The sequence below is a fragment of the Burkholderia sp. Ac-20344 genome, assembly GCF_017104975.1.
Lineage (GTDB): Bacteria > Pseudomonadota > Gammaproteobacteria > Burkholderiales > Burkholderiaceae > Burkholderia.
In genome coordinates this window covers 1-7,399 of sequence record NZ_JAAGPP010000255.1, presented here as the reverse complement: position 1 = coordinate 7,399, position 7,399 = coordinate 1, and the positions used below count along the sequence as shown (strand labels likewise).

Annotated in this window: 8 protein-coding genes; 1 reads left to right on the top strand and 7 read right to left on the bottom strand. The window is 65.3% G+C overall.

Annotated features, from left to right (window positions below; translation table 11 throughout):
- Nucleotides 1-20 precede the first annotated feature (20 nt).
- The 7 genes from G3N64_RS37565 to recA all read right to left on the bottom strand — a co-directional run bounded on the left by G3N64_RS37565 (nt 21) and on the right by recA (nt 6,455).
- Entirely contained in the window at nt 21-617 is a 597-nt protein-coding gene (locus G3N64_RS37565; RefSeq protein WP_205788654.1) for a pilin, read from the bottom strand.
- A 97-nt stretch (nt 618-714) separates the two neighbouring features.
- A complete protein-coding gene (locus tag G3N64_RS37560; RefSeq protein WP_205788653.1) occupies nt 715-1,419 on the bottom strand; it encodes a TerC family protein in 705 nt (234 codons plus the stop codon).
- Nucleotides 1,420-1,573: 154 nt separating this feature from the next.
- Entirely contained in the window at nt 1,574-2,455 is an 882-nt protein-coding gene (gene sucD / locus G3N64_RS37555) for a succinate--CoA ligase subunit alpha (protein WP_010090788.1), read from the bottom strand.
- Nucleotides 2,456-2,524: 69 nt separating this feature from the next.
- Entirely contained in the window at nt 2,525-3,691 is a 1,167-nt protein-coding gene (gene sucC, locus G3N64_RS37550) for an ADP-forming succinate--CoA ligase subunit beta (protein ID WP_017334083.1), read from the bottom strand.
- A gap of 68 nt (nt 3,692-3,759) precedes the next feature.
- Entirely contained in the window at nt 3,760-4,368 is a 609-nt protein-coding gene (locus tag G3N64_RS37545) for a DUF2889 domain-containing protein (protein ID WP_205788652.1), read from the bottom strand.
- 144 nt (nt 4,369-4,512) lie between these two features.
- A complete protein-coding gene (gene recX, locus G3N64_RS37540) occupies nt 4,513-5,382 on the bottom strand; it encodes a recombination regulator RecX (protein WP_205788651.1) in 870 nt (289 codons plus the stop codon).
- Complete coding sequence (recA, locus tag G3N64_RS37535; RefSeq protein ID WP_089473500.1) at nt 5,382-6,455, bottom strand: recombinase RecA; 1,074 nt, start codon at nt 6,453-6,455, stop codon at nt 5,382-5,384. The genes recX and recA overlap by 1 nt, the downstream gene beginning before the upstream one ends.
- A gap of 189 nt (nt 6,456-6,644) precedes the next feature.
- Between recA and G3N64_RS37530 the strand changes: the two genes are divergently transcribed.
- Nucleotides 6,645-7,373: a response regulator transcription factor gene (locus G3N64_RS37530; RefSeq protein ID WP_085042316.1), complete on the top strand. Its 729-nt coding sequence runs from the start codon at nt 6,645-6,647 to the stop codon at nt 7,371-7,373.
- Nucleotides 7,374-7,399: the final 26 nt, after the last annotated feature.

Sequence of the window (7,399 nt, the reverse complement as noted above, 5' to 3'; positions counted from 1 at the left end):
GCCCTGTTCCGCCGCCGGCACTACGCGCGGCACTCTGCCGGTGCATATTTCGCAGGCAGCGTCGCGGCGTCACCCGGCAGCGGCCCGGCCCCAGGTGCCGGCAGCGTCGACGCGTCCTTGCCGGCGGCGAAGCACTCCCACGCGATCGCACCGGCCTGCATCGCGCCCTTTTTGAGCGGCACGCGTGCGGTAGGCGCGTCGGCCTTATCGGGCGCGGACGGCACGAGCACCAGCGTATTGGCGCCGGCCGCGGCGACGCGGGTGCTGAATGCGACCGTGATCTGCCCGGTCGCGCCGTCGATCGCGACGGATTCGACGTTGCGGGTCGCGGCCGGCGGGCTGTAGCCGCCGTCGAGGCTCGCGCCGCTCGCGGCGTTGTCGGCGACGGCAAGCCGCGCGGACGACGCGAGCGCGAGCCCCTCGCCGACGCGCGAGCGCGCAAGGTAATCCTGGTACGCGGGAATCGCATAGGCCGCGATCACGCCGACGATCGCCAGCACGATCATCAGTTCGATCAGCGTGAAGCCGGCCGGCCGCCAGCGCGGCGACAGCCGGTTCGCGCGCCGCAGATCGGCGGCAACGCGACGGAACAGGGAAACGGAAAAGGCTTCGAACATGGCAGGCTCCGGAAACGAAAAACGCCTGCCGGTCAAGGCAGGCGTTTCGATCGTAGCCAGCGGGCCGTGAATCCGGCAGTCGGCCGGATGGCCAATGTCAGTGCGCGTGCGGTACGTCGCGGCGCTTCCTGAGCGTATAACCGATCGCCACGACGAACAGCGCGCCCGCGATGCTCGCACCGTAAAGCGCCGGCGGCGTATCGAGCACCGGCCAGCGATCGCCGACCGGGTCGTTCACGATCAGCCCGCCCGCGATCCAGCCGAGCAGCGCGGCACCGAGCGTCACGACGATGGGGAAGCGGTCGAGCAGTTTCAGCACCAGCGTGCTGCCCCACACGATGATCGGCACGCTGACGACGAGCCCGAAGATCACGAGCGGGATCCGGTGCGACGGATCGGCCTGCTCGGCCGCGCCCGCGATCGCGATCACGTTGTCGAGGCTCATCACCGCATCGGCGATCACGATCGTCTTCACGGCGTCCCATAGCCGGTCGGCCGGCTTGATGTGATCGTGCGCGTCGTTAGCCGGTGCCATCAGCTTGATGCCGATCCACAACAGCAGCAACCCGCCGCCGAGCTTCAGGAACGGGACATCGAGCAGCGCGACCGCAAACGTGATCAGCGCGACGCGCAGCAGGATCGCGCCCGCGGTGCCCCAGACGACACCGCGCAGCCGCTGGTTCGCCGGCAGGTTGCGGCAAGCGAGCGCGATCACGACCGCGTTGTCGCCCCCGAGCAGGATATCGATGATGACGATCTGGAGCACGGCGCCCCAGTGGAGCGACGTCAGGAATTCGAGCATGGTGTGATGGGCAGGACGGCGGCCGCCCGCGGGCGGCCCGGTTCATCGCCGGTACATGCGCGATGCATGCCGGTGCTTACGAATTCATTGCGCGAGCATAACAAAAAACGCCGGCAGAGCCGGCGTTTTTTGCAGGACGAACCCTGCGGAAATATTACAGCGCCTTCTTCAGCAGGCGACCCATTTCCGACGGGTTGCGCGTAACGGTGATACCGCACGCTTCCATGATTTCCAGCTTCGCTTCGGCCGTATCCGCACCGCCCGAGATCAGCGCGCCGGCGTGGCCCATGCGCTTGCCCGGAGGCGCCGTGACGCCCGCGATGAAGCCGACGACCGGCTTCTTCATGTTGTCCTTGATCCACTGAGCGGCGTTGGCTTCGTCCGGACCGCCAATTTCGCCGATCATCACGACTGCGTCCGTATCCGGATCGTCGTTGAACATCTTCATCACGTCGATGTGCTTCAGACCGTTGATCGGGTCGCCGCCGATACCGACTGCCGACGACTGGCCGAGACCGAGTGCCGTCAGCTGCGCCACGGCTTCATACGTCAGCGTGCCCGAACGCGACACGACGCCGATGCGGCCCTTGCGGTGGATGTGACCCGGCATGATGCCGATCTTCAGTTCGTCCGGCGTGATCGTGCCCGGGCAGTTCGGCCCGAGCAGCAGCGTCTTGCGGCCTTCGCGGCGCATGCGGTCCTTCACTTCGATCATGTCGCGCACGGGAATGCCTTCCGTGATGCAGATCGCGAGATCCAGATCGGCTTCGACCGCTTCCCAGATCGCTGCCGCTGCGCCTGCCGGCGGAACGTAGATGACCGACACGGTCGCGCCGGTTTCTGCCTTCGCTTCCTTGACGCTTGCGTAGATCGGAATGCCTTCGAAATCTTCGCCGGCCTTCTTCGGGTTGACGCCCGCGACGAATGCTTCGCGGCCGTTTGCGTATTCACGGCAGGCGCGCGTATGGAACTGACCGGTTTTGCCGGTAATGCCCTGCGTGATGACCTTCGTGTCCTTGTTGATCAGAATCGACATGTATTTTGACCTCTGTTCGATTGGCGTCGCGGGCGAACCGCGCCGCCATGCGTATTCAATAGCGCGCGCTTACTTGCCTTCGGCAGCCGCGACGACCTTCTGCGCAGCCTCTTCCATGCTGTCCGCCGAGATGATCGGCAGGCCCGAATCGGCCAGCATCTTCTTGCCGAGGTCCTCGTTCGTGCCCTTCATGCGCACGACGAGCGGCACGTTCAGGTTCACGGCCTTCGAACCGGCGATCACGCCTTCGGCGATCACGTCGCAGCGCATGATGCCGCCGAAGATGTTCACGAGGATCGCCTTCAGGTCCGGGTTCTTCAGCATCAGCTTGAACGCTTCGGTGACCTTCTCGGTCGTCGCGCCACCGCCGACGTCCAGGAAGTTCGCCGGCTCGCCGCCGAACAGCTTGATCGTGTCCATCGTCGCCATCGCGAGGCCTGCGCCGTTCACGAGACAGCCGATGTTGCCGTCGAGCGAGATGTAAGCGAGGTCGAACTTCGACGCTTCGATTTCAGCCGGATCTTCTTCGTCCAGGTCGCGGTACGCGACGATTTCCGGGTGGCGGAACAGCGCGTTCGAGTCGAAGTTGAACTTCGCGTCGAGTGCGATGACCTTGCCGTCGCCGGAGACGTTCAGCGGGTTGATTTCAGCCAGCGACGCGTCGGTTTCCCAGAATGCCTTGTACAGGCCTTGCAGGATGGCGCGCGCTTGCGGAATCGACGCAGCCGGCACGCCGATCTTCGCGGCGAGGTCGTCGGCTTGCGCGTCGAGCAGGCCCGTCGACGGCTCGACGATGACCTTGTGGATCAGTTCCGGGTGCTTTTCGGCGACTTCTTCGATGTCCATGCCGCCTTCGCTCGAACCCATCAGAACGATCTTTTGCGACACGCGATCGACGACGAGGCTGACATACAGTTCCTGCTTGATGTCGGCGCCTTCCTCGATCATCAGACGGTTGACCTTCTGGCCTTCCGGGCCGGTCTGGTGCGTGACAAGCTGCATGCCGAGGATCTGGTTCGCGTATTCGCGAACTTGCTCGATCGACTTCGCCACCTTCACGCCGCCGCCCTTGCCACGGCCACCCGCGTGAATCTGAGCCTTCACGACCCACACCGGGCCGCCGAGCTCTTCTGCCACCTTGACGGCCTCGTCAACCGAGAACGCCGGCTTGCCGCGCGGTACCGCGACGCCGAATTTCCGCAGGATTTCCTTACCCTGGTACTCGTGAATCTTCATGCGTGATTCCCTTCAGTCTGAGAGTTGGATGAAATGTCGCTTAAGACGCTTCTTCGAATGATTTCCGTTCATTCCTTCGTGCTGCCATCACCGGGCACGTCCGGCCGGCTCACGCCATACCAGCGCGGGTAGTACTGCCGCACGACCTCGCCATCGAACCGCAATGCCCGGCAGCGGCCGAGCTGGAAAGGCGCTTCGTCGTGCACGCCGTCATGATCCGGCCCTTCGCCACCCGCCTCGCGCACGTTCCACACATCACCGGCGAACGCCTGGATCGCTGCCGTCGGCAGCACGGCGCACAGTTCGGTGAGATGGGAACAGCCTGCGACGCCGGCGAGCAGCCGGTTCGCGTTGCGGCGGAAATTGCGGAAGAGATTGAGCCCGATCAGGGCCCGATAGGCGGGAGGGGCGGATTGACAGTGACCGGGATAGGGAACCCATTCCGAAGACGCTTCGGCGTCGACGACATTGAGGTCACGATCGATAGTCACGCGCAGCCAGAGTTCGTGGATCGGCAGGCCTTGGGGCCGGATGCCCGACGCAAGCGCGACATCGCGCGGCTTGTGGTCGGTCAGGCAGGCTTCGATGTCCCACAAGCCGTCGCCGCGCTCATACGCTTCCGCTCGGATTGCGCGTTGATGTCGCAACTGACGGGGCACGGGCTCGGATAGCGGCATGCTGGAGGTTGAGGCCGAAGAGGAAAACCCGTGGATTTTAGCATATCGGGTATCTGAGACAGTTTGACGCGACGGCGGGTATTCCCGCCTGTCCGGAAGCGGTTGCGTTGCAGCAAAATCGCGCGCCGCGCGCGATCGGCAGGGTCAGTCGTCGATCGGGAAATCGTCGCCGACCTTCAGCAACTTCACGATGGTCGCGCTCGAGAAGCCGCGCGCGGCGAGAAAGCGCGCCTGCTTCGCACGCTCGGCCGGCGTTTGCGGCAGTGCACCGAATTTCTTGCGCCAGATCGCCTGCGCGCGCGCCCATTCGGTCTCGCGGAGCTGTGCATTCACCTCCTCGACAAGCGTGTCGCCAACCGCATGACGCTTCAGCTCGCTGACGATGCGTGCGACGCCGACACGCGACGCGCGACGGTGCACGAGGCTCTCGGCAAAGCGCGCATCGGACAGCCAGCCTTCCTTTTCCAGCGCATCGAGCACGGGTTCGACGGATTCGTCTTCGCCGACGTAGGGCGCGAGCTTGCGCGCGAGTTCGGCGCGGCTGTATTCCCGCCTGGACAGATAGCCGAGCGCACGGCCCTTCAATGACCGCGGCGGCTTCGATGACTTGCGCTCACCGGCGGCGGGAGCTTCGCCGGAAGCAGTGCCGGCAGAAGCGCCAGACGCGCGACGCGTGCGGCGCGGATGCTGGCTGCTGCGCGTATAGACATCTTCCCTGGCCGGCGCCGCCGCATCGGCTGCGCGATCGCCCGGGAAGCTGACACCGGACACACGACGGCGAGAGCGGTCGTGCGCGTCGAACGATTCATCGTCGTCGAACGGATCGACCGGTGCGGCGATCTCAAACGAAACGAGGGCATCGTCGGATGCCCTCGTCGCGGTGCGGCTCGCGGCATCGCTGCCTGCGCTCCGCCGATCGGCGCCCGAGGATCCGGCTCGCCGGCTGGAGCGACCCGCCGATTCGGGCACGTCGCTCGCTTCCGGCTCGCCAGCCTGACCTCGGCGCCCGACCATCACTCTTCTTCGTCCATCGCCTCGGCTTCGTCCTGGCCTGCACCATCGGGCATGGTGACCACGCCAAGCGATTCGCGAATGCGGTTCTCGATCTCGCGCGCGATTTCCGGATTCTCGCGCAGGAATTCACGCGCGTTGTCCTTGCCCTGGCCGATCTTCTCGCCGTTGTAGCTGTACCAGGCGCCCGCCTTGTCGACGATCTTCGCCTGCACGCCGAGATCGATGATCTCGCCCTGACGCGAAATGCCTTCGCCATACAGGATGTCGAAGATCGCTTCGCGGAACGGCGGCGACACCTTGTTCTTGACGACCTTCACGCGGGTTTCGTTGCCGATCACCTCGTCGTTCTTCTTGATCGAGCCGATCCGGCGGATGTCGAGACGCACCGACGAGTAGAACTTGAGCGCGTTGCCGCCCGTCGTGGTTTCCGGGTTGCCGAACATCACGCCGATCTTCATCCGGATCTGGTTGATGAAGATCACGAGGCAGTTCGTGCGCTTGATCGTGCCGGTCAGCTTGCGCAACGCCTGCGACATCAGGCGGGCCTGCAGGCCCGGCAGCGAATCGCCCATCTCGCCTTCGATTTCGGCCTTCGGCACGAGCGCCGCGACCGAGTCGATGACGATCATGTCGATCGAGCCCGAGCGCACCAGCGCGTCGGTGATTTCGAGCGCCTGCTCGCCGGTGTCCGGCTGCGAGATCAGCAGTTCCGGCACGTTCACACCGAGCTTCGCGGCATATTGGACGTCGAGCGCGTGCTCCGCATCGATGAACGCAGCCGTGCCGCCGATCTTCTGCAGTTCGGCGATGACCTGCAGCGTGAGCGTGGTCTTACCGGACGATTCCGGACCGTAGATCTCGACCACCCGGCCGCGCGGCAGGCCGCCGACGCCAAGCGCGATATCGAGACCGAGCGAGCCCGTGGACACGACCTGGATGTTCTCGGTCGCCTCGCCGTCGCCCATGCGCATGATCGAGCCCTTGCCGAACTGCTTCTCGATCTGGGCAAGCGCGGCGGCCAGCGCCTTGCTCTTCTCGGCGGTCATCCCGGAGCCCTTCTTGCTATCTTCCATGAATCGTCCTTTGCTATGATGAGCAGCGTCTGTTAGAGGCGCGCCCGCTTTCAAGCGCTGCCCACGAATGCAGACACTGTATAAAAAAACAGTGTTTTGTGCAAGCCCGCAATGCAGGCTGCGTTGTACACGAATAACTTCGGAGACAGCCGACCGGCGCGAACGCCCTGCCGGCCATCGGTCAGCACCATGCGAATTCTCATCGCGGAAGACGACAGCATACTCGCGGACGGCCTCACCCGGTCACTCCGCCAATCGGGCTATGCGGTCGACCACGTGAAGAGCGGCGTCGACGCCGATACCGCGCTGTCGATGCAGACGTTCGACCTGCTGATCCTCGATCTCGGGCTCCCGAAAATGCCCGGGCTCGACGTGCTCAAGCGCCTGCGCGCCCGCAATTCCAACCTCCCCGTGCTGATCCTGACGGCCGCCGACAGCGTCGACGAGCGCGTGAAGGGGCTCGACCTCGGCGCCGACGACTACATGGCCAAGCCGTTCGCGCTCAACGAGCTCGAGGCGCGCGTGCGCGCGCTGACCCGGCGCGGCGCGGGCGGCGGCCCGACCGTCGTGCGCCACGGCTCGCTCGCGTTCGACCAGGTCGGCCGCATCGCGTATGCGAACGACCAGGTGCTCGATCTTTCCGCACGCGAGCTCGGCCTGCTCGAAGTGCTGCTGCAGCGGATCGGCCGGCTCGTGTCGAAGGAGCAGCTCGTCGACCATCTGTGCGAATGGGGCGAGGAAGTCAGCAACAACGCGATCGAAGTCTACGTGCACCGGCTGCGCAAGAAGATCGAACCGAGCGGCGTACGGATCTCGACCGTGCGCGGCCTCGGCTATTGCCTCGAGAAGGTCGCGCCCGCCGCGCCGGCCGACACGGCAGCGCCCCAGCCCGCGGTGGCCGGCACGCCGCTGCGCTGAACCCGGGCGTCGCCGCGATGGCCACG

What these genes read in the sequence shown, in the direction of transcription:
- sucC (WP_017334083.1), bottom strand. Translation starts at nt 3,691, where the DNA reads ATGAAGATTCACGAGTACCAGGGTAAGGAAATCCTGCGGAAATTCGGC.
- G3N64_RS37545 (WP_205788652.1), bottom strand. Translation starts at nt 4,368, where the DNA reads ATGCCGCTATCCGAGCCCGTGCCCCGTCAGTTGCGACATCAACGCGCA.
- recX (WP_205788651.1), bottom strand. Translation starts at nt 5,382, where the DNA reads ATGGTCGGGCGCCGAGGTCAGGCTGGCGAGCCGGAAGCGAGCGACGTG.
- recA (WP_089473500.1), bottom strand. Translation starts at nt 6,455, where the DNA reads ATGGAAGATAGCAAGAAGGGCTCCGGGATGACCGCCGAGAAGAGCAAG.
- G3N64_RS37560 (WP_205788653.1), bottom strand. Translation starts at nt 1,419, where the DNA reads ATGCTCGAATTCCTGACGTCGCTCCACTGGGGCGCCGTGCTCCAGATC.
- G3N64_RS37565 (WP_205788654.1), bottom strand. Translation starts at nt 617, where the DNA reads ATGTTCGAAGCCTTTTCCGTTTCCCTGTTCCGTCGCGTTGCCGCCGAT.
- G3N64_RS37530 (WP_085042316.1), top strand. Translation starts at nt 6,645, where the DNA reads ATGCGAATTCTCATCGCGGAAGACGACAGCATACTCGCGGACGGCCTC.
- sucD (WP_010090788.1), bottom strand. Translation starts at nt 2,455, where the DNA reads ATGTCGATTCTGATCAACAAGGACACGAAGGTCATCACGCAGGGCATT.